The 21,369-nt window shown below is 72.9% G+C and carries 18 protein-coding genes; 8 read left to right on the forward strand and 10 right to left on the reverse strand.

What is annotated here, in order from left to right; genetic code table 11:
* Positions 1-28: 28 nt before the first annotated feature.
* From O7607_RS22225 to O7607_RS22235, 3 genes are all read right to left on the reverse strand, one after another.
* A complete protein-coding gene (locus O7607_RS22225; protein WP_269705108.1) occupies positions 29-1,915 on the reverse strand; it encodes a hypothetical protein in 1,887 nt (628 codons plus the stop codon).
* Positions 1,916-2,199: 284 nt separating this feature from the next.
* Positions 2,200-3,933 (reverse strand): hypothetical protein, encoded by a 1,734-nt coding sequence (locus O7607_RS22230; RefSeq protein WP_269705109.1) that lies wholly within the window; start codon positions 3,931-3,933, stop codon positions 2,200-2,202.
* A gap of 265 nt (positions 3,934-4,198) precedes the next feature.
* Complete coding sequence (locus O7607_RS22235) at positions 4,199-5,674, reverse strand: aminopeptidase P family protein (RefSeq protein WP_269705110.1); 1,476 nt, start codon at positions 5,672-5,674, stop codon at positions 4,199-4,201.
* A 112-nt stretch (positions 5,675-5,786) separates the two neighbouring features.
* Between O7607_RS22235 and asnB the strand changes: the two genes are divergently transcribed.
* On the forward strand, positions 5,787-7,748 hold the full coding sequence (gene asnB / locus O7607_RS22240; protein WP_135241123.1) for an asparagine synthase (glutamine-hydrolyzing): 1,962 nt from the start codon (positions 5,787-5,789) through the stop codon (positions 7,746-7,748).
* Between the two features lie 60 nt (positions 7,749-7,808).
* Here the strand turns inward: asnB and O7607_RS22245 are convergent, their stop codons facing one another.
* Positions 7,809-8,945: a lytic polysaccharide monooxygenase auxiliary activity family 9 protein gene (locus O7607_RS22245; RefSeq protein WP_269705111.1), complete on the reverse strand. Its 1,137-nt coding sequence runs from the start codon at positions 8,943-8,945 to the stop codon at positions 7,809-7,811.
* 335 nt (positions 8,946-9,280) lie between these two features.
* Between O7607_RS22245 and O7607_RS22250 the strand changes: the two genes are divergently transcribed.
* Positions 9,281-10,210, forward strand: a complete 930-nt coding sequence (locus O7607_RS22250; RefSeq protein ID WP_269705112.1) for a carbohydrate kinase family protein — start codon at positions 9,281-9,283, stop codon at positions 10,208-10,210.
* A gap of 97 nt (positions 10,211-10,307) precedes the next feature.
* Here O7607_RS22250 and O7607_RS22255 read toward each other — a convergent pair whose 3' ends face one another.
* A complete protein-coding gene (locus O7607_RS22255; RefSeq protein WP_269705113.1) occupies positions 10,308-11,534 on the reverse strand; it encodes a multidrug effflux MFS transporter in 1,227 nt (408 codons plus the stop codon).
* An 83-nt stretch (positions 11,535-11,617) separates the two neighbouring features.
* On the opposite strand from O7607_RS22255, the gene O7607_RS22260 reads away from it, so the two are divergent.
* Both O7607_RS22260 and O7607_RS22265 read left to right on the forward strand, forming a co-directional pair.
* Positions 11,618-12,127, forward strand: coding sequence for a MarR family winged helix-turn-helix transcriptional regulator (locus tag O7607_RS22260; RefSeq protein WP_269705114.1), 510 nt, complete (start codon positions 11,618-11,620; stop codon positions 12,125-12,127).
* Between the two features lie 7 nt (positions 12,128-12,134).
* The gene (locus O7607_RS22265) at positions 12,135-13,043 is read left to right on the forward strand and encodes an aminoglycoside phosphotransferase family protein (protein ID WP_269705115.1); all 909 of its coding nucleotides are present in this window, start codon (positions 12,135-12,137) and stop codon (positions 13,041-13,043) included.
* A gap of 13 nt (positions 13,044-13,056) precedes the next feature.
* Here the strand turns inward: O7607_RS22265 and O7607_RS22270 are convergent, their stop codons facing one another.
* On the reverse strand, positions 13,057-13,884 hold the full coding sequence (locus O7607_RS22270) for an MBL fold metallo-hydrolase (protein ID WP_269705116.1): 828 nt from the start codon (positions 13,882-13,884) through the stop codon (positions 13,057-13,059).
* A complete protein-coding gene (locus tag O7607_RS22275; RefSeq protein ID WP_269705118.1) occupies positions 13,881-14,285 on the reverse strand; it encodes a thioesterase family protein in 405 nt (134 codons plus the stop codon). The genes O7607_RS22270 and O7607_RS22275 overlap by 4 nt, the downstream gene beginning before the upstream one ends.
* Before the next feature lie 115 nt (positions 14,286-14,400).
* Here O7607_RS22275 and O7607_RS22280 point away from each other — a divergent pair, with 115 nt between their 5' ends.
* A complete protein-coding gene (locus O7607_RS22280) occupies positions 14,401-15,471 on the forward strand; it encodes a phosphatase PAP2 family protein (protein WP_269705119.1) in 1,071 nt (356 codons plus the stop codon).
* Positions 15,472-15,557: 86 nt separating this feature from the next.
* Here O7607_RS22280 and O7607_RS22285 read toward each other — a convergent pair whose 3' ends face one another.
* The 3 genes from O7607_RS22285 to O7607_RS22295 form a co-directional block, all read right to left on the reverse strand.
* Complete coding sequence (locus O7607_RS22285; protein WP_442929538.1) at positions 15,558-17,060, reverse strand: PH domain-containing protein; 1,503 nt, start codon at positions 17,058-17,060, stop codon at positions 15,558-15,560.
* 50 nt (positions 17,061-17,110) lie between these two features.
* Positions 17,111-17,638, reverse strand: coding sequence for a PH domain-containing protein (locus O7607_RS22290; RefSeq protein WP_269705121.1), 528 nt, complete (start codon positions 17,636-17,638; stop codon positions 17,111-17,113).
* 73 nt (positions 17,639-17,711) lie between these two features.
* A complete protein-coding gene (locus O7607_RS22295; RefSeq protein WP_269705122.1) occupies positions 17,712-17,921 on the reverse strand; it encodes a hypothetical protein in 210 nt (69 codons plus the stop codon).
* A 253-nt stretch (positions 17,922-18,174) separates the two neighbouring features.
* Between O7607_RS22295 and O7607_RS22300 the strand changes: the two genes are divergently transcribed.
* From O7607_RS22300 to O7607_RS22310, 3 genes are read left to right on the forward strand one after another with little or no spacing between them, the layout of a single operon-like run.
* The gene (locus tag O7607_RS22300) at positions 18,175-19,281 is read left to right on the forward strand and encodes an AAA family ATPase (protein WP_269705124.1); all 1,107 of its coding nucleotides are present in this window, start codon (positions 18,175-18,177) and stop codon (positions 19,279-19,281) included.
* Positions 19,260-20,207, forward strand: coding sequence for a DUF58 domain-containing protein (locus tag O7607_RS22305; protein ID WP_269705125.1), 948 nt, complete (start codon positions 19,260-19,262; stop codon positions 20,205-20,207). Before O7607_RS22300 ends, O7607_RS22305 begins: the two co-directional genes overlap by 22 nt.
* Positions 20,204-21,154, forward strand: a complete 951-nt coding sequence (locus O7607_RS22310) for a VWA domain-containing protein (RefSeq protein ID WP_013287373.1) — start codon at positions 20,204-20,206, stop codon at positions 21,152-21,154. Before O7607_RS22305 ends, O7607_RS22310 begins: the two co-directional genes overlap by 4 nt.
* Positions 21,155-21,369 lie beyond the last annotated feature (215 nt).

Below are 21,369 nucleotides of genomic sequence, written 5' to 3' on the forward strand. Positions count from 1 at the left end.
CCGGTCGCGTTACCTGTCGACCGTCAGGTCAGTTGAAGCAGTCCTCGACGGTGTTGGCGCAGTTGGTCGGGTCGTTGTTGCTGATGAGGGACTTGTCGTCGAGCTTGACGCGTCCTTCGTTGTTGAGGACGCCGCCGGCGACCCGGTGGAGCTTGCTGGAGTCGGTGGCGGTGTTCTTGGTGACGTGGGTCTTGGTCAGGGTGATCTTCGCCTTGTTGTTGAAGATGCCGCCGCCGTTGAGGGCGGTGTTGCCCTTGATGTCGGTGTCGCGGATGGTGAGGGTGGCGTTGTCGTCCTTGTCGTGCTCGCGGGTGAGGAAGCCGTCCTCGATCTTGATGAGCCACTCACCGTTGAAGATGCCACCACCGAAGCGGTTGGCGGTGTTGTCGACGATCTTGCTGTCGGCGATCGTGGCGCTGGCGTGCTCCTTGTTCTCCGGGTAGCCCCAGTGCTTGCCACCGGTGACCACCACACCGCCGCCGTCGCCGTCGGCGTGGTTCTTGGCGACGTGGACCTTCTCCAGGAGCAGGTCGGTGTTCTCGGCGTACACGCCGCCGCCGTTCTCGCAGGCGGTGTTGCCCGTGATCGCGGTGAAGGAGACCGTGACGGTGCCGCCGCTGCTGAACAGACCGCCACCGTTCTTGCCGGCGCGGTTGTCCGACAGGCTGGACTTGACGCCGTCCTTGCCGTGGTCGGAACCGAAGATCTCGACGATCCCGGCCGCGTGGTGCTTGCCCTTCGGGTCGTAGCCCTTCGGCGCGGCGGAGGCCGCCGGGCCGTGCCCACCGGACAGGCCGCTGCCGTTGGCGATGCCGCCGCCGTTGCCGCCTGCGGTGTTGTCGTCGACGTGGGTTTCCTCGACCTTGAGGATGCCCTCGTTGAAGATGCCGCCGCCGTCGCCCTGGGCGTGGTTGCCGACGACCTTGCTCTCCTTGAGCCAGGTGCGGCCGTAGTTGGCCACGGCGCCGCCGTCGCCCTCGGCGTTGTTGTCGACGAGCTTGACGTTGTCCAGGTAGGCGCTGCCGCCACGCTCGACGAGCAGCGCGCCGCCGTCACCCTCGACCCGCTTGTCGTCGTCCTTGCCGCCGTTCATGCCGTCGGCAACGGGCGTGACAGCGGCGGCGGTGGTCGCCGCGGCCGGGGCCGCGACAGCCGGGGCGGCGGCCGGTGCCGCGACCGCCGGAGCGGCCGGAGCGGCAGCCGGGGCGGCGGCCGGCGGCTGGCCGCCGCCGGGAGCCCCGCCACCCGGGTACTTGAACTCGTTGGCGTTGCCGCCCTTGACGGTGAGGTCCTTGAGGGTGAGGTCGCCGCCGTCGACGACGCGGAAGATGCGGAAGGTGTCTTCGGCGTCGCGCTTGATGGTGGAGCCGTTGCCCTTGATGGTGACGTCCTGCTTGATCTCGGGCAGGGCGGAGCCGACCTTGCGGTCCTTGACGCCGAGTTCGTAGGTGCAGTTCTCGGCGAGCTTCAGGGTGCCGCCGTGGTCGCGGTTGGCCAGTTCGAGGGCGTCGACCAGGGCGTCGTCGTCGCAGGCGACGTCGCGGGTCTTGCCGTGGTCGTCCTTGCCGTCCTTGCCCTTGTCCGGGCCCCACTCGCCGCGGTCACGGCCTTCCTGGCCACGGTCCTTGCCGTCCTTGCCGTTCCAGTCCTTGTCGTGCCCGTCCTTGTCGTAGCCGTCCCGGCCGTACTCGCCCTTGTCGCCGTGGTCATCGGCGCTGAGCTGCTGCGTGGTCGACCACTTGACGTCGGCGAGGCGGTGCGGGCCGGTGGCCCCGGTGGTCGCGTAGGCCACGCCGGCGAGGCTGACCGCTCCGGTCAGGCCCACGACGCCGGTGGCGAGCCACATCCGGCGACGCCGGAGCGGGGAGATGGTCTTGCTGGTGGCGTCATCGTTATTGCGAAGGTAGTTGGACATCGGAGCTCTCTGCCCTCTCCTTGTACCTGACAAGGTCGCTTCGCCTCGGCGAGGCGGCCTTCGCTACAAATCGGTTGTAGCTGCTGAAGATGACCGTATGAGAACCTTCTTCGCCTCGCGGCCATACACGAAAAAAACCCGCATAAGGGTGCGGGTGGGATGGGCGGGCGCAGTGCGGTCCGGACGCCCCGGCGGGGGACACGGCGGTCGGCCGGGCCGCTCCGGGGTGGGAGCCCTCCTCGCACGACGGCGAGAAGGGCTCCCCGGTTATGTGGTGGTGCGGTTCAGTTGAAGCAGTCCTCGACGGTGTTGGCGCAGTTGGTCGGGTCGTTGTTGCTGATGAGGGACTTGTCGTCGAGCTTGACGCGTCCTTCGTTGTTGAGGACGCCGCCGGCGACCCGGTGGAGCTTGCTGGAGTCGGTGGCGGTGTTCTTGGTGACGTGGGTCTTGGTCAGGGTGATCTTCGCCTTGTTGTTGAAGATGCCGCCGCCGTTGAGGGCGGTGTTGCCCTTGATGTCGGTGTCGCGGATGGTGAGGGTGGCGTTGTCGTCCTTGTCGTGCTCGCGGGTGAGGAAGCCGTCCTCGATCTTGATGAGCCACTCACCGTTGAAGATGCCACCACCGAAGCGGCCGGCCGTGTTGTCCACGACGGCGCTGTCGGCGATCGTGGCACTGCCCGCCAGGCCGTCCTTCTCGGCGCCGTTGCCGGCCCAGTCCCGCCCGCCGGTCGTCACCACGCCGCCGCCGTCGCCGTCGGCGTGGTTGCCCGCCACGTGGACCTTCTCCAGCAGCAGGTCGGTGGTCTCGGCGTAGACGCCGCCACCGTTCTCGCAGGCGACGTTGCCACCGATCGCGGTGAACGAGACGGTGACCCAGCCGCCGCTGCTGAACAGACCACCACCGTTGCGACCCGCCCGGTTGTGGCTCAGCGTGCTCAGCGAGGCGTCCTTGCCCTCGTACGCCCCGATGATCTCGACGGTGCCCGCGTGGTGCTTGCCGTGCTCGCCCTTGTCGGCCTTCGCGGCCGAGGCCAGGTCGACCGGCCCGTCGTGGTGCTCACCGCTGCCGTTGGCGATGCCGCCGCCGTTGCCGCCTGCGGTGTTGTCGTCGACGTGGGTTTCCTCGACCTTGAGGATGCCCTCGTTGAAGATGCCGCCGCCGTCGCCCTGGGCGTGGTTGCCGACGACCTTGCTCTCCTTGAGCCAGGTGCGGCCGTAGTTGGCCACGGCGCCGCCGTCGCCCTCGGCGTTGTTGTCGACGAGCTTGACGTTGTGCAGGTGGGCGCTGCCGCCGCGCTCGACGAGCAGCGCGCCGCCGTCGCCCTCGACCCGCTTGGCGTCCAGCTCGGCTAGGTCGGCGGCCTCCGGCACGGACGGCCCCGGGTACTTGAACTCGTTGGCGTTGCCGCCGGAGACGGTGAGGTCCTTGAGGGTGAGGTCGCCGCCGTCGACGACGCGGAAGATGCGGAAGGTGTCTTCGGCGTCGCGCTTGATGGTGGAGCCGTTGCCCTTGATGGTGACGTCCTGCTTGATCTCGGGCAGGGCGGAGCCGACCTTGCGGTCCTTGACGCCGAGTTCGTAGGTGCAGTTCTCGGCGAGCTTCAGGGTGCCGCCGTGGTCGCGGTTGGCCAGTTCGAGGGCGTCGACCAGGGCGTCGTCGTCGCAGGCGACGTCGCGGGTCTTGCCGTGGTCGTCCTTGCCGTCCTTGCCCCACTCGCCGCGGTCACGGCCTTCCTCACCACGGTCCTTGCCGTACCCGTCCTCGGCCTTCTCGCCGCCCTTCCCGCGCTCGCCGCGGGAGTCGTCGCCGGCGCTCTGCGGCGCGGCGGCGTGGTTGTCCGCCACCGGTTCGGTGCCGGGATTGTCGTCGCGGGCGGCGAGACCGCCGAGCGCCGCCAGCCCGACGACGCCGGTCAGCCCGGCCACGCCGGTGGCGACCCAGAGCGCCCGCCGCCTGCTCGTCCGCGGCGGGGGCGCCATCGGAGCGCCGCCGTCGGGTGTCGTTACGTCGTTCGACATGAGAGCCCTTTCGGTTCTTCCCAAACGGGTCGCACCGCCCCAGGCCGGGCGACCAGCTACAAACCGGTTGTAGCCTCTGATCAGCACCGTATGAGAAGGTTCCTCGCGAGGAAGACGTATCCGAAAAAAGCCCGCATTCCTCCCACGAATGGCGGTCGGTGACCATCCACGTCAGGGGGACCGGAACGGCCCAGACAGCGACGGGCCCCACCACCCGCCGTCGAGGCGCGGTGGTGGGGCCCGCCGGAGAAAGCGGCCGCAGGGATCAGCCGGGCAGGCGGGGTCCCGCCTCGCGCTGCTCGGCCAGCCAGGTCTCCACCTCGGCGGAGGCGCGCGGCAGCCCGGCCGACAGGTTCACCGGGCCGTCGGCGGTCACCAGGATGTCGTCCTCGATCCGCACGCCGATGCCCCGCAGCTCCTCCGGGACCAGCTCGTCCTCCGGCTGGAAGTAGAGCCCCGGCTCGACGGTGAGCACGTACCCCTCGCCGAGCGGCCCCTCGCGGTAGGTCTCCTTGCGCGCGTTGGCGCAGTCGTGCACGTCGATGCCGAGCATGTGGCTGGTGCCGTGCAGCGTCCACCGCCGGTAGACCGTGGAGGCCGGGTCCATCGCCTCGTCCACGCTCACCGGCAGCAGCCCGAGATCCTTCAGCGCCTCGGCCAGCACCCGCATCGAGGCCAGGTGCACGTCCCGGAACGCCACGCCGGGCCGGCACATCTCGATGCCGGCCTGCTGCGCGGCGTACACCGCGTCGTAGACCTGACGCTGCAACGGCGTGAACCGGCCGTCGACCGGGAACACCCGGGTCACGTCGGCGGTGTAGAGGTTGCGGTTCTCCACGCCCATGTCCATCAGCAGCAGGTCACCCGGGCGGGTGGCGCCGTGGTTGTGCACCCAGTGCAGGATCGTGGCGTGCTCGCCGGCCCCGACGATCGAGCCGTACCCGACGTCGTTGCCGTCGTGCCGGGCGCGCAGCGCGAACACGCCCTCCAGCAGCCGCTCGGAGACCCCGCGGTCGGCCGGCAGCGCCCGGGCCACGTCCTCGAAGCCGCGCACCGTGGCGTCGCACGCCTCCTGGAGCTGCGCGATCTCCCACTCGTCCTTGACCAGCTTCAGCTCGGCGATCGTGATCGCCAGCTCCCGGTCGCGGCCGGGCTGACCCTCGGCGCGCGCGCCGTCGTAGGGACGCACCGCCGCGTCCACCCGGGCGTCGAAACCGCGAAGCACCCGGGTACGCCCCGGCGCCAGGTCGGCCAGCGCCGCGTCCAGCTCGCTCAGATCGGCCGTCGGCAGGCCCAGCTCGGTGGACTTCTCCCGCAGCGTCGGCCGGCGGCCCACCCACAGCTCACCGTGGCGGCTGCGGAAGAACTCGTCCGTCGCCCGGGACGACCGGGGCCGCATGAACAGCGTGGACTCGCCACCCGGCCGCAGCACGAGGACGCTGTCCGGCTCCAGGTCGCCGGTCAGGTACGCGAAGTCGCTGCCCGGACGGAACCGGTGGTCGGTGTCGTTGGCGCGTACCTTCTCGTTGCCCGTGGGGATGACCAGCGTCTCGCCCGGGAAGGCCTCGGCCAGCGCGGCCCGCCGCTTGGCGTGGTTGGGCACCTCCGGGCGCGGGGTGACCGGCAGTTCGGTGTCCCGCCAGCCCTGCCGCATGAACGACAGGAACGCCTCCGGGAAGTCCGGGTCGTGCGACTCGGTGCCGTCCGCCGCCTTGCCCTGCCGGTTTCGCTCCTCAGCCATCATTCGCCCTCCCTGAGCCCCGTCGCTGGTCCCGACGGTACCGCGCGCACGTCAGCGGGAGGTGCCTGCGGTGCCGCGACGACGGCTTCCGGCGCGTGGAAAGATGGCGGCCATGTGCGGACTCCTGGCCTTCTTCAGCGCGCGCGGCGACGCCGCCGCCCACCGCGACCACATCGCCGGCGCACTGGAGTGCCTGCACCACCGTGGCCCGGACGAGACCGGGGTCGAGGTGGTCGGCGACGCCTCCGGCCGGTACGCGGACGGCGTGTTCGCGCACAAGCGCCTGGCGATCATCGACGTGGCGCTGAGCCACGAGCCCCTGCCCTACGCGGGCGGGCGCTACCTGCTCACCTTCAACGGCGAGATCTACAACTACATCGAGCTGCGTGAGGAGCTGATCCGCGACTACGGCGCCCAGTTCGCCACCAACGGCGACGGCGAGGTGATCGTCGCCGGCTACCACTACTGGGGTGAGCAGGTGCTCACCAAGCTGCGCGGCATGTTCGCGTTCGTGATCTGGGACCGGCAGGAGCGGCGGGCCTTCGGCGCGCGGGACTACTTCGGCATCAAGCCGCTGCACTACCTCGAGACGCAGGACGGCCTCTACCTCGCCTCGGAGAAGAAGGCGCTGCTGCCGTTCGCGCACTCGGCGTACCAGGGCGACGCGGGCATCGACACCGCCAACCTGAGCCACTACCTGACGCTGCAGTACGTTCCCGAGCCGGGCACGCTGCACAAGGGGATCAGCCGGATCGGCTCGGGGGAGTACCTGACCTGGACCCCGGGCGGCCGGATCGAGGTGCGCCGCTGGTACCGGCCGGTGTTCCGCCCGGCCCCGGTCTCCGACGAGCAGCGGCTCTACCACGACATCCGGGAGACGCTGCGCGAGAGCGTCCGGATGCACATGCGCTCGGACGTGCCGGTCGGCTCGTTCCTGTCCAGCGGCATCGACTCCACCGCGGTGGTGGCGCTGGCCCGCGAGTTCAACCCGAACATCCTCACCTTCACCGTCGGCTACGACGTGCCCGGCTACTCCGAGATCGACGTGGCCCAGGACTCGGCCCGGCACCTCGACGTGACCACCATCCCGACCAAGATCGGGCCGCAGGACATGATCGACGCGCTGCCGAAGATCGTCTGGCACCTGGACGACCCGGTCGCCGACCCGGCGCTGGTGCCCCTGTACTTCGTGGCGAAGAAGGCCGCCGAGCACGTCACCGTGGTGCTCTCCGGCGAGGGCGCGGACGAGTTCTTCGGTGGCTACACGATCTACCGGGAGCCGCTGTCGCTCAACGCGGTCAACAGCCTGCCCGACGGCGTGCAGAAGGGCCTGCGCGCGGTGTCCAAGGCCATCCCGCAGGGGGTCAAGGGCAAGAGCTTCCTGGAGCGCGGCACCACCCCGATCGAGGAGCGCTACTACGGCAACGCGCGGATGTTCACCGAGGAGGAGAAGCAGCACCTGCTGCGCCGCTACGACCCCTCGGTGCGCTACACCGACGTGACCGCGCCGATCTACGCCGAGTGCACCGAGCTGGACGACGTCACCAAGATGCAGTACGTCGACCTCTACACCTGGCTGCGCGGCGACATCCTGGTCAAGGCCGACCGGATCTCGATGGCGCACTCGCTGGAGGTGCGGGTGCCGTTCCTGGACCGGGAGGTGTTCAACGTCGCCGCCGGCATCCCGGTCGACCTGAAGCTGCCGCCGCGCTCCGAGGCCACCAAGTACGCGATGCGCCAGGCGCTGCAGGGTGTCGTACCGCCGGCCATCGTCAACCGCAAGAAGCTGGGCTTCCCGACCCCGACCCGGGTCTGGCTGCGCGGCGAGATGTACGAGTGGGCGCGGCACGTGCTGTCCACCTCGGGCGCCGGCGACCTGATCGACCTGTCGTACGCGATGCGCCTGCTGGAGGAGCACAAGCGGGAGGAGGCCGACCACTCCCGCAAGGTGTGGACCGTGCTGATCTTCTGCATCTGGCACGCCATCTTCGTGGCCAAGACGCTCGACCCGGGCATCCAGCGCAACCAGTCCGCGCTGCTCACCAAGCCGGTCGTCGGCAGCATGGTGCGCTGACCCGAGCGTGACGAGGAAGGGCCCCCGGGATGTCCCCCGGGGGCCCTTCTCCGTGCGTGATCAGCGACCGGTGCAGGTGACAGTCGGCAGGGAGTTGGTGCCGGAGAAGTTCGCCGTGAAGCCGAACGTGGTGGTGCCCTCCGGCGGGACACTGCCGTTGTAGGCGGCGTTGGAGACGCTCACCGACGCCCCGCTGCCGCTCAACGTGCCGTTCCACACCTGGTTGATGGTCTGGCCGCTGGGCCAGGTCCAGTTCGCGGTCCACCCGGAGTACGTCCGGGTGCTGTGGTTCATGATCGTCACTTCGCCCTGGAAGCCGCCACCCCAGGCGGTGACCACCTTGTACACCGCCATGCAGGAGCCGGCCGGCATGGTCGGGCTGGTCGTCACCGGCGGAGGCGAGGTCGGCGGCGCGGTCGTCGGCGGAGCGGTGGTGGGCGGAGCGGTGGTCGGCGGCGCGGTCGTCGGGGGGTTGCTGCCGCCCGAGCCGATCCCGGTCACCTCGCCGTTGCCGCCGTCGAACGTCACGTCCGAGCAGCCGAAGAAGTTCTCCTGGCTGTCCGAGCGGACCCAGCGCGAGTAGATGATGTGCCGGCCGCTCTTGTTCGACGGCAGGTTGCCGCTGAAGTAGTAGTGCCCGTCGTTGGTGCCCACCGCGCCGCGCTGCGGCGGGTTGGTCACCTGCAGGAACGGCTGCTCCTCCAGGTCGCTCCAGGCCAGCGGCCGGTTCGGGCTCCAGCTGTCCTTGGTCACGTAGAAGTAGAACGTGCCCGGGTGGTGGGCCCAGTTGCTGTACCGGAACTCGATCGACCGTCCAGCCGTCAGGTGCGTGAGCGGCCAGTCGTTGCGCGCCGCGTCGTACCCGCTGAAGCCGGGGTTGCCGCCGCTGCACAGCTTGCCGTCGGGGATGAACCCGACGGTGCGTCCGCCGGCGTCGGAGCGCAGCACGCTGAACCAGTTGTACAGCGAGTTCGCCCCGCTCTCGGCCACCGCCGACGAGCAGGCGGGGTTGTTCGGCCGGATCTCACCGGTTCCGGTGAGGCCGTCCTTCCAGCACAGGTAGGTGCGGGCGCCCGGCGTCATGGCCGCGCCGTGCGCGGCCGCCGGTCCGGAGTTGGTGACCAGGGCGAACGCGCCCAGGGTCAGGGTGGCGGCCGCGGTGAGCAACGCGGCCGTACGCGATCGGGTTCGGTGCACGGGGATCTCCTGACTCGCGGAGCGTGGCCCGGTTCGGCCTGCTCCGCTGCGACGAGCGGATGCGACGATCGCGGTGCCCGCGCCCGGTCAGCGTGCGGCCGGGGCCGTCGACGGGCGCGCACCGTCTGCGGTCCGTTGCCCAACGGACCGTGGATGCCCTCGCGTCGGATCGACCCGGCGGCCGGTGACGCGGCAGCCCCCGCGTCGTCACCCGGCACCGCCATCCCACCACGTCCGGCCGCGGCCCGCAATAGGCGCTGCTCGATGCCAGGGTCCCGGCGCGCCGGGACCCTGGCATGCGCCAGGATCGGGGGAGGACGACGAGGGGAGCCAGGATGGGGTACGCGGTGGTGCTCGGCGAGGCACTGGTGGACCTGCTCGACGCCGAGCACGACGGGGAACCCGTCTACCGGCAGGCGATCGGCGGCGGCCCGCTCAACGTGGCGGTGGCGATCGCCCGGCTCGGCGGGGACGCACGGTTCGTCGGGTCGCTCGGCGACGACGCGCTGGCCGGACGGATCCGCGCCTTCCTCACCGGCGCGGGAGTGGACGTGGGCGGGACGGTGACGGTGCCGGCCCCGACCGCGCTCGCCGTGGCCACGTTCGCCGGTGCGGAGCCCGACTTCCGCTTCTACGGCGAACCCCGCTCGTACGCGCTGCTCGGCCCGGACGACCTGGACGTGGCGCTGGTCGAAGGTGCGGACGTGCTCTACTGCGGCTCGATCGTGCTGCTCGACCCGCCGGTGCTCGCCGCCGCCCGCCGTGCCTGGTCGATCGCGGGCGCGCTGCGGGTGTTCGACCCCAACGTGCGGCCCCGCCTGCTCACCGCGCCGAACGCGCTGGACGGGCTGCGGGCGGTGGTCGCCGAGTTCGCCGCCGCCGCGCACCTGGTCAAGCTCAGCAGTGCCGACGCGCGGCTGCTCTACCCGGACGAGCCGGTCGAGGGCGTCGCCGCGTACCTGCGGGAACTGGGCGCGAGCACGGTCGTGGTGACGCTGGGCGCGGACGGCGCCCTGGTCGCGGCCGACGACGTGGTGCGCGTACCCGCGCCGAAGGTGGACGCGGTGGACGCCACCGGCGCGGGTGACTCGGTGATGGGCGCGCTGGTGGCCGACCTGCTGGCCGCCGGTGAGCCGGCCGACCCGGCGGGCTGGCGGGAGCGGGTCGCGTTCGCGCTCCGGGTGGCGGCGGTCGTGTGCGAGTCGCCCGGCGGCGCCACCGCGATGCCCACCCGCACCGAGGTCGCAACCCGCTTCGCGGGGTAAGGAAGGGCCCCTTCTTAACGCCTGAGGTAGAGGAGGGGCCCCTTCTTGACACCCGCCCCCACGCGCGGCGGCCAGCTCAGGCGCGCGGCGGCCGACGTCAGGCGCGCGGGCGGGCCAGTGTCAGGACGGCGGTCAGGGACAGGGCGGCGGCGCCGGCCAGGACCACCGCCATCGGCAGCGCGCTGCCCTCGCCGCCGAGCCCGACCAGCGGCGCGGCCAGCGCGCCCACCACCGACTGGAGACCGCCCATCAGCGCGGCGGCGGTGCCCGCGTGCCGGGCGTGCGCGTCCAGCGCCAGCGCGGTGCTGTTCGGCATCACCATGCCGAGCGAGCCGACGAAGGCGAACAGCGCCACCGCCGTCAGGGCCAGGCTGCCGGCCAGCGCCCCGCTCAGCACGCCGAGCGCGGTGACCAGGCCGGCCACGAGCGTGGTGACCAGCAGCCGGCGCGGGGTGAACCGGTCGAGCAGCCGGGCGTTCGCCTGACCGACGGTCACCAGGGCGAGCGCGTTGACGCCGAAGATGACGCTGAACACCGCCGCGGACACGCCGAAGACGTCCTGGAACACGAACGACGACCCCGAGATGTACGCGAACAGCCCGGCGAACGCGAAGCCCTGCGTCAGCGCGTACCCGAGGTAGACCCGGTCGGCGAGCAGCGACCGCATGGTCCGGACGGTGGCCCCCAGGCCGCCGGTGTTGCGGCGCTCGGCGGGCAGCGTCTCCGGCAGACGCAGCGCGACGGCGACGGCGAGCACCGCCCCGATGACGGCGAGCGTCACGAAGACGGCCCGCCACGAGCCGAACCGCAGCACCAGGCTGCCCACGCCGGGTGCCGCCACCGGCGCGACACCGAAGACCAGGGTGAGCCGGGAGAAGTACTTCGCGGCGTCCCGGCCCGCGTAGAGGTCACGGACGACCGCGCGGGCGACCACCACGCCCATGCCGCCGGCGACGCCCTGGGCGAACCGCGCGGCGGCGAGCAGCGGGGCGTTCGGCGCCACGGCGCACGCCAGCGCCAGCACGGTGTACGCGACCACGCCGACCAGCACCGGACGGCGGCGCCCCCAGCGGTCGCTCAGCGGGCCGGTGACCAACTGCCCCACGGCGAGACCGATCAGGCAGGTGGTCAGCGAGAGCTGGATGCCGGCCTGGTCGGCGCCGAGGTCGCGGGTCATGGCCGGGAACGCCGGCAGGTACATGTCCAGCGACAGCGGGCCGATCGCGGTGAGCGAACCGAGCAGCACCAGCAGCGTCACGCCGCCGGTGGAGGCGGTGGTGCGGCGGGCGGTCGGGCGCGCGGTGGCCGGCGCGGCACTGCTCACGAGTGGGTACCCCCTGGATCTGGTGCGTCCGGGGTACCTTACATCTGTAGTCAGAACTATTGCGATGTGAGGCGGGTGACTCCGTGGCGACGAACGAGCAGGTCGCGCGGTTCGGCGCGGCCCTGGGGGAGCTGCACCGGCTCCTGCGCCGGCGGACCGGGGCGCGGGTGGGACGGGACCCGTTGCCCGAGGCGCAGGTGGAGGTGCTCCTGCTGGTCCGGGAGAGCCCGGGGATCAGCGGCAAGGAGGTGGCCCGGCGTCTCTGCACCGCGCCCAACACGGTGAGCACGCTGGTCCGCGACCTCAGCGACGCCGGGTTGCTGGCCCGTGACCGCGACCCCGACGACCGCCGTGTGGTCCGGCTGCGCGTCACCGACGCCGCCCGGGAGCGGATGGCCCACTACGAGGCCCACCGCGCGGCGTTGCTCGCCGGCGCCCTCGCCGAGCTGGACCCGCCGGTACGGGCGGCGATCCTGGCCGCCGCCCCGCACCTCGACGCGCTGCGGGACGCGCTGCGGAGCCCCGCCCGGCCGGAACCACAGGGGCGGGCCGCCGGAAACCCGGTGGCCGCCGTGCCGCCCCGCCCCGCATGATCACCGGATGGCGCTGCACCAGGACGAGATACCCGTCGATGAGGAGATCGTCCGGGCGCTGCTGACCGCCCAGCGCCCCGAGTGGGCCGCCCTGCCGCTCACGCCCGCGGGCGCCGGGACCGACAACACGATGTACCGCCTCGGCGCCGACCTGCTCGTCCGGCTGCCGCGCACCGCGGAGAAGGCCGGCGCACTGCGCAAGGAGCAGCAGTGGCTGCCCCGGCTCGCGCCGCTGCTGCCGTACCGGGTGCCGGAACCGGTGTACGCCGGCGTCCCGGCCGACGCCTTCCCGCTGCCGTGGTCGGTGCAGCGGTGGATACCGGGCGACGAGGTCCGTTCCGGCACGGTCGCGGACTGGGCCGCCCTCGGCGCCGACCTGGCCGTGTTCGTCCGGCGCCTGCACGCGGCCGACCTGCTGGGCGCGACCCGCGCCGGCCCGCTGAGCGGATACCGCGGCGGCAGCCTCCACCCCTGCGACACCTGGATCTCCCCGGCGCTCGAGGACTGCCGCGACCGGATCGGCGACGAGACGGACGTCGACACGCTGGTCCGGCTCTGGCGGGACGCCCTGACCCTGCCCGAACCCGCAGGGCCGCACGTCTGGCTGCACAGCGACCTCAAGCCCACCAACCTGCTGGTGCGGGACGGCCGGCTGCGGGCGGTCATCGACTTCGGTGGCCTGACCGTCGGGCACCCGGACGCGGAACACGCGCCGATCTGGGACCTTCCGCCGGCGGCCCGGCACGCCTACCGGGAGGCGCTCGGCATCGACGACGTGACCTGGGCGCGGGCCCGCGCCTGGGCGCTCGGGGTGGCGGCCAGTGGCGTCTCCTACTACTGGGACACGTTCCCGGCGTTCGTCGCCGAATGCCGCAACCGCCTCCGCGAGATCCTCGCCGACGCCGACGCCGACTGATCCCGGGGGCCGGTCAGGCCGTGCCGTCCAGCTCCGCGTAGCCGCGGCGCGCGGCGATCAGGCCCGGCCGCGCGCCGAACGGTGACTCGGCCGCCACCCGCTCCGGCGGGGCGCTGCCGGTGTGCCCGGCGCGGATCAGCCACGCCTGCCGCGCGAGCTGCGCGTGCTGCTCGCGGACGAAGTCCGCGCCGACCGGCTCGCCGTGGCCGGGCACGACCACCGTCGTGGGCGTGGTCAGCCGCAGCAGGTCGGCCAGCGCGTCCGGCCACGTCAGGGGGTACGACTCCTCGAACGCCGGCGGCCCGCTCTGCTCCACCAGATCGCCGGCGACGAGCACGTCCGCGTCAGGTACGTGCACCACCAGGTCGGCGTCGGTGTGCCCGTGCCCGGGGTGGCGCAGCACCACCCGCCGGCCGCCCACGTCGAGCACCGTCTCCTCGTGCACCTCGTGCGTCGGTGCCCGCAACTCGGTACGCGCCAGTTCCTCGGCCAGCGCCGGGTGCCCGGCGCGCATCTCCTCGTACGCGGCGCGCCGCACGGAGTCGGACCGGTCCCGCAGCGCCGCCGCGGCCTGGGCCTGCGCGTAGATCGCGGTGTCCGGACCGGCCAGCGTGGCGTTGCCGAAGCAGTGGTCGAAGTGGTGGTGCGTGTTCACGATCGTCCACGGGTACGGCGTCACCGCCCGCGCCGCCTCCGCCAGCTCCCGGGCCTGCCCGGCGGTGGAGAGCGTGTCGACGAGCAGCGCCGCGCCGTCACCGGCCACCAGCACCACGTTCACCGCGAGCGTCGGCTCGCGCAGCACGTGCACCCCGGCGGCGACCTCCGTGAACCCGGCGGTCATGGCTGGCGTACGGCCCGCTCGACGAAGCGCTGCCGGTCGACCAGCGCCCGCTCGACCCGGCCCTGCGCCGCGACGGTGGCCCCGTCGGTGACTGTCACGTCGAAGACCAGCCGCTTGCCGTCGACCTTCACCAGCTCGGCGTAGGCGGCCACGGTACGACCCACCGGCGTCGCCGCGCGGTGTTCCAGCTCGACCCGTACGCCGACGGTGGTGGACCCGGACGGCATCCGGGTCGCGGTGGCGGCCACCGTCGCCGCCTCGGCCAGTGCCAGCACCCGGGGTGTGCCGAGCACCGGCACGTCCCCGGAGCCGACCGCCTGCGCGGTGTCGGCGTCGGTCACTGTCAGCTCGACCCGGGCGGTCAGGCCCGGCGCGAAGGGCGACTCCGGCTGCTCCTGCATGCGGCCGAGCCTAGTGCAGGAGACAGGCGGGCGTCCGGCGTCCGGGCCGCCGCCGGGCCGGTCGTCACCGCCCGCCCGCAGGCCCGCCTGTCGCACGCCGTTAACCTTGTCCGCGATGGCCGAGCTGACACAATCTCCGACCCCCGCCCCCGACGCGCCGACCGAGTCGCCCGACGGCGGGCGCCGCCGTGTGATCGCGATGACCATCTGGGGCGTCGCGTTCGTCGCCGCCTGGCTCGCCATCGGCCTGCCCACGGACCCGGCGTACGCGTTCCTGTGGATCTGGGCCGGCACGATCGCGTGGAACTCGGCCCGCCCGTGGCGCAGCCACCTGCGGTTCGCCCGGGACTGGATCCCGGTGGTGCTGCTGCTCGCCGCGTACAACCTGTCCCGGGGGTTCGCCGACAACGGCGCCACCCCGCACGCGATGGAGCTGATCGTCGCCGACCGCTTCCTGACCGGGTGGCTCACCGGCGGCGAGGTGCCGACGATCTGGCTCCAGGAGCGCCTGTACGACGCGTCCGAGGTGCGCTGGTGGGACGTGCTGGTGAGCTGGGTCTACTTCTCGCACTTCGTGGCGACGTTCGCCGCCGCGGCCGTGCTGTGGATGCGCAACCGGCGGCGCTGGATCGCGTACATGTCCCGCTGGGGCTTCCTGTGCGCGGCCGGGCTGGTGACCTACTTCGCGTACCCGGCGGCGCCGCCGTGGTGGGCGGCGCAGAACGGCCTGCTCACCGAGGTCGCGCGGATCTCCACCCGGGGCTGGAAGGAGATCGGCATGCACGGCGCGGGCAACCTTCTCAACGCCGGGCAGATCGCCTCCAACCCGGTGGCCGCGATGCCGTCGCTGCACACCGCGTTCGCGCTGTTCGTGGTGTTGTTCTTCATGCGCTCGGTACGCAAGCGCTGGTGGCCGCTGATGCTCGCGTATCCGCTGGCCATGACGTTCACGCTGATGTACAGCGGCGAGCACTACCTGATCGACGTGCTGGTGGGCTGGGCGTACGTGGGCCTGACGTTCCTGGTGGTCGGCCTGGCCGAGCGCTGGTGGGCGGCGCGGCAGGCCCGGCGTGCCGGTGAGCCCGCCGTCGCCGCCGGCGAACCGCCCGCCGACACCGACACCGACACCGACACCCCGGACCGCGTCGCCGACGACCGGGACGCGGTGCCCGCCGAGCGCCGGTAGACCGCCCGCCGGGCCGCCGGGCCGGTCAGCGGTCGGCCCGGCGGGCCGGTCGGCGGTCGTGGTCGGTCCGGCTCAGCGGTCAGCGGTCAGCGGTCGCTGTCGGTGCGCCGGGCGGCGTGCGAGCGTGCGGTCAGCTCCGCGGCCAGCTCCCACGCGTCGGCCAGGTCCCGGTGGACGGCCGCCGCCCCGGCCCCACCGGCGGTGTCCGCGTGCACGGTGGCCAGCCGCAACAGCCGCTGCACCGGACCCCGGGTGACGCGCACGCTCTGGATCCGGGCGTACGGCACCAGCGTCAACTGGCGGGTCAGCAGCCCGGATCGGGCCACGAAGACGCGCTCGTCGAGACCCGCGCCGACCACCCTGCGGCTCAGCGGGCGCAGCCAGCGGGCCCGTTCCGGGGGAGGCGTCGTGGGCAGCGCGTCCAGCCGTACGCCGGGCAGCACCTCCGCGACGACAGTCGCGCCGGTGCCCGCGTCGCCGACCGGCAGCAGGCGGTCCGGGCGGTTGCGGTCGTCGAGCTCACCGGCGGAGTAGCCGGCCACCTCCAGCCGCAGCCGCAGCCACCCCTTCATCCGCCAGAGCAGCGGCCAGGTCGCCCGTACGGTCTGCACCCGGTGCAGCGGCACGGTCTGCACCCGCGTCTCCAGCAGGCCGTTGTGCACCCGCAGCGTGCCGTCGTCCCGGTCGAGCCGGAAGCTCCAGTCGTCGAGCACCCGGCGGATCGGTTGCAGCACCACGCCGGCCATCGCGGTGAGCGTGCTCGCCACCGCGATGAACGACCACGAGCCCTCGGAGAAGAACTGGGCGCCGACGAACACCAGGCCCACCGGCAGCAGGAACGCCTGCGGCGTGAGCAACTGGCTGACCAGCAGATCCTGGTTGCGAACGGTGTGCAGCCGGCGACCGGCCGGCACGGGTGCGGCAGGCGCGCCGGGCTCGGCCGCCGGCACCGGCGCCGGGGCGGAGCGCCCCGCCACCGCGAGCAGCCGTTGCCGTAGCGCGGTGGCCTCGGCCACGCTGAGGTAGGCCAGCGGCGCCTCGGTCTTGCCCCCGCCGACCACCTCCAGCCGCAGCTCGGCCAGGCCGGTGAGCTGGGCCAGCAGGGGCCGGACCACCTCGACCGCCTGCAACCGCTCCAGCGGGATGGCCCGGGTACGACGCCACAGCAGGCCCTCGTAGACGCGCAGTTCGCGGCCGACCAGGTGGTAGCCGGTGTTCCACCAGCTCACCACCGACAGCACGGTGGCGCCGAGCACGAAGACGGTGACCAGCGCCGCGAACCAGCCGAACCCGACGCGCGACAGCGTCGACCAGGAGAGCCCGGCGATCACCACGACCAGCGACTTCGCGCCGTGCAGCGCCGGGCTGAGCGGATGCAGCCGCTGCCGTGGCTCCTCGCCGCCGGTCGGTCCGGCGGCCGGACCCCACGGTCCCGGGTACGGCGGCAGCGGCGCGGGCCACGGCCCGGGCGCGGCGGGATCCGGGCCGGACGGCGGCCCGTACCCGCTTGCCGCCGAGCCGGGCGGCCCGTAGCCGGGTGGCGGTGCGTACCCGGGCGGTGGCCCGTATCCGGGCGGGCCGGGCGTCAGCTCGGGCCGGTCGTCGGGGGGCGGCGGGGCGCCGGGGTCGCTCCGGTCGCTCACAGGCCCTCCGCCCGGTCCTCGCCCAGCGCGGTCAGCCGGTCGCGCAGCCGGGACGCCTCTGCCGGGCGCAGACCGGGCACCCGGGCGTCGCTCGCGGCGGCTGCCGTATGCAATTGCACGGTGGCGAGGTCGAACGCGCGCTCCAGCGGACCGGCGCTCACATCGACGAACTGCATTCGCGAGTACGGGACGATGGACAGCCGCCGCACCAGCAGGCCGTGGCGCACGAGCAGATCGTCGTCGCGCTCGGCGTACCCCCAGGCGCGGACCGCGCGCACGATGGTGACCGACCGCCAGACGCCGATGAGCAGCGCCACGCCGACGGCGGCGCCGAGCAGCCAGTGCCCGGACAGCGCCCAGGCCACGCCGAGCACCACGAGCGCCACGGCCAGCCCGATGCCGAGCCGGATCAACTCCACCCAGATCAGGTCGCGGGAGATCGGCTGCCAGCGGACCGTGTCCGGCCAGGGCTCCAGAGCGCTGCGCGCGGCGGGCGGGAGGCCGGCGGGGCCGTCACCGCTCATCGGGAGGACCTGCCGTGCTCGGCGCCGGTACGGGCTCGGATCGTCTGCTCGCTCACGCTTCGAGCGTAGGCGATCAGGGAAGCGGGACCACCTCGCGGAGGAAGCCGCGTGCGTCGAGGAACTCACCGAGGGAGCCGCGGTGCTCCGGGCAGGCCAGCCAGGTCTTGCGCCGGTCCGGCGCGTGCAGGCGGGGATTGTGCCAGCGAAGCTGGTAGGCGGCGGGTGCGCGACACCCCCGCGCCGAGCAGATCAGCGTCTCGTCCGGGGTGGTGGGAGTCGTCACCGGGGCGAGTCTAGAGGCCGCACGCCGGGAGTTTTAGCGCCGGGCGGCCACGGGGGGAGCCGCCCGGCGACGGGGTGAATCGTACACACTGCGGACCCCTTGTTGTCCACCCGTGTTCAGCGTTTCTCGCGCCGCGGGACGGCGTGGGGGACGCCGCGGCGAAAATCGTGCCTCTCCCACCCTCGGCTCTCAGCGAGGCATGACAGTCTTGATACGCACCACGCCACGACGACGACCCTGCTGTGGAGGACCGGTGGCCCAGCCGACCACACCCGACCTGCCGAACCCGACCGAGGTGGCGCCGGACGCGCCGCCCCCGGCGGGCACCACCCCGGCGCAGGACGCCACGCTGCTGGAGCGGGCGCTGTTCGAGACCAAGCGGGTGATCGTCGGCCAGGACCGGATGGTCGAGCGGATGTTCGTCGCGCTGCTGGCACGCGGTCACTGCCTGCTGGAGGGCGTACCCGGTGTGGCCAAGACGCTCGCCGTGGAGACCCTGGCCCGGGTCGTCGGCGGTTCGTTCGCCCGGGTCCAGTTCACGCCCGACCTGGTGCCCGCCGACATCATGGGCACCCGCATCTACCGGCAGTCCAGCGAGAAGTTCGACGTCGAACTGGGCCCGGTCTTCGTCAACTTCCTGCTCGCCGACGAGATCAACCGCGCGCCGGCCAAGGTCCAGTCGGCGCTGCTGGAGGTGATGAGCGAACGGCAGGTCTCCATCGGCGGCGAGAGCCACCGGGTGCCGGACCCGTTCCTGGTCATGGCCACCCAGAACCCGATCGAGCAGGAGGGCGTCTACCCGCTGCCGGAGGCGCAGCGGGACCGGTTCCTCATGAAGATCGTCGTGGGCTACCCGACCGACGCCGAGGAGCGCGAGATCGTCTACCGGATGGGCGTGGCCCCGCCCGAGCCGGCCCGGGTGTTCGACACCCCGGACCTGGTCGCCCTCCAGCACAAGGCCGACCAGGTGTTCGTGCACAACGCGCTCGTCGACTACGCGGTCCGGCTGGTGCTCGCCACCCGGGCGCCCGCCGAGCACGGCATGCCCGACGTCGCCCAGCTCATCCAGTACGGCGCCAGCCCGCGCGCCTCGCTCGGCCTGGTCCGGGCTACCCGCGCGCTGGCGCTGCTGCGCGGCCGGGACTACGCGCTGCCGCAGGACGTGCAGGACATCGCGCCGGACATCCTGCGCCACCGGCTGGTGCTCAGCTACGACGCGCTTGCCGACGACGTACCGGCCGACCACATCGTGCACCGGGTGATGTCGACCATCCCGCTGCCCGCGGTCGCGCCCCGCCAGCAGGCCACACCGCCGCCACCGGCCGTGCCGCACAACGGATGGCCCGGGCAGCGGCCGTGACCCCGCCCACCCCGCTGAGCGCCACCGGCGACCGCTCGGGGGCGGCGCTGGCCCGGCTGCAGCTCATGGTCACCCGCAAGCTCGACGGGCTGCTCCAGGGCGACTACGCCGGGCTGCTGCCCGGACCGGGCAGCGAGGCGGGGGAGTCGCGGGAGTACCGGCCCGGCGACGACGTGCGCCGGATGGACTGGCCGGTCACCGCCCGCACCACCATGCCGCACGTCCGGCGTACGGTGGCCGACCGCGAACTGGAGACCTGGCTGGCCGTCGACATGTCGGCCAGCCTGGACTTCGGCACCGGACGCTGGCTCAAGCGGGACGTGGCGGTCGCCGCCGTCGCCGCGCTGGCCCACCTCACCGTGCGGGGCGGCAACCGGATCGGCGCGGTCGTCGGCACCGGCGGTCCCGGGACGATGCTGCGGCTGCCCGCCCGCTCCGGCCGCAAGGAGGCCCAGGGGCTGCTGCGGGCGGTCGCCGGCGCCGAGATCCGGCCCGGCCGCAGCGACCTCGGCGCGCTCGTCGACATGCTCAACCGGCCGCCCCGCCGGCGCGGCGTGGCGGTGGTGATCTCCGACTTCCTCGCGCCGCCGCAGCAGTGGGGCCGGCCGCTGCGTAAGCTGCGGGTCCGCCACGACGTGCTCGCCGTCGAGGTGGTCGATCCGCGGGAACTGGAACTGCCCGACGTGGGGGTGCTGCCGGTGGTCGACCCGGAGAGCGGGGAACTGCACGAGGTGCAGACCGCCGACCCGGGCCTGCGCCGCCGGTACGCCGAGGCGGCGGCCGCCCAGCGCGGGGCGATCGCCGCCGAACTGCGCGCCGCGGGCGCGGCCCACCTGCGCCTGCGTACCGACCGAGACTGGCTGCTGGACATGGTGCGTTTCGTTGCCGCGCAGCGGCACGCCCGCACCCGAGGGACGACTCGATGATCCGTTTTCTGCAACCGTGGTGGCTGCTCGCCGTGCTGCCGGTGCTCGCCCTCGCCGCCGCGTACGTCTGGCGGCAACTGCACCGCCGGCAGTACGCGCTGCGGTTCACCAACGTCGACCTGCTGCGTACCGTCGCACCCAAGGGACTGGGCTGGCGGCGGCACGTGGCGGCCACCGCGTTCCTGCTCTGCCTGCTGGTGCTGGCGACCGGGCTGGCCCGCCCGGCGATCGACACCCGGGAGCCGCTGGAGCGGGCCACGGTGATGCTCGCCATCGACGTGTCGCTGTCGATGCAGGCCGACGACGTGTCGCCGAACCGTCTGGAGGCGGCGCAGGAGGCGGCCAAGCAGTTCGTCGGCGAGTTGCCGGAGAGCTACAACCTGGGGCTCGTCTCGTTCGCCAAGTCGGCGAACGTGCTGGTGCCGCCGACAAAGGACCGGGCCGCCGTCACCACCGCCATCGACGGGCTGGTGCTGGCCGAGGCGACAGCCACCGGCGAGGCGGTCTTCACCTGCCTGGAGGCGATCCGGTCGGTGCCGGCCGACGGCGCCGCCGGCATTCCGCCGGCCCGGATCGTGCTGCTGTCCGACGGCTACCGGACCTCGGGCCGCTCGGTCGAGGAGGCCGCCGCGGCGGCGCAGGCGGCGAACGTGCCGGTGTCCACCATCGCGTTCGGCACCGACTCCGGGCAGGTCGACATCGGCGGGCAGCTCCAGCGGGTGCCGGTGGACCGCACCGCGCTGTCCCAGCTCGCGGAGACCACCCAGGGCTTCTTCTACGAGGCCGCGTCGGCCAGCGAACTGAAGCAGGTCTACCAGGACATGGGCAGCTCGATCGGCTACCGCACCGAGCCGCGCGAGATCACCCAGTGGTACGCGGGGATCGCGCTGCTGCTGGCGCTGTGCGCGGGCGGGCTGAGTCTGCTCTGGACGTCCCGGCTCGTGTGAGCCGGAACCGGCCGGCGGTGGTCAGTGACCGCCGCCGGCCAGCACGAACAGGACGGCCACCCAGACGGCGGCGAGGGTGAAGCCCAGCGGGGCGACGTAACGGCTCATGGGTGTGCTCCGTGGCGACGGTCGGCCCGGTGCGGGCCGTGGGAGGGTGGGGCGTACGCGCACGAAGTCGTGACCGGGTGCTCCGCCGCGCGGCAGGCCACACCCCG

Origin of the sequence: Micromonospora sp. WMMA1949, assembly GCF_027460145.1 — a bacterium.
GTDB lineage: Bacteria > Actinomycetota > Actinomycetes > Mycobacteriales > Micromonosporaceae > Micromonospora.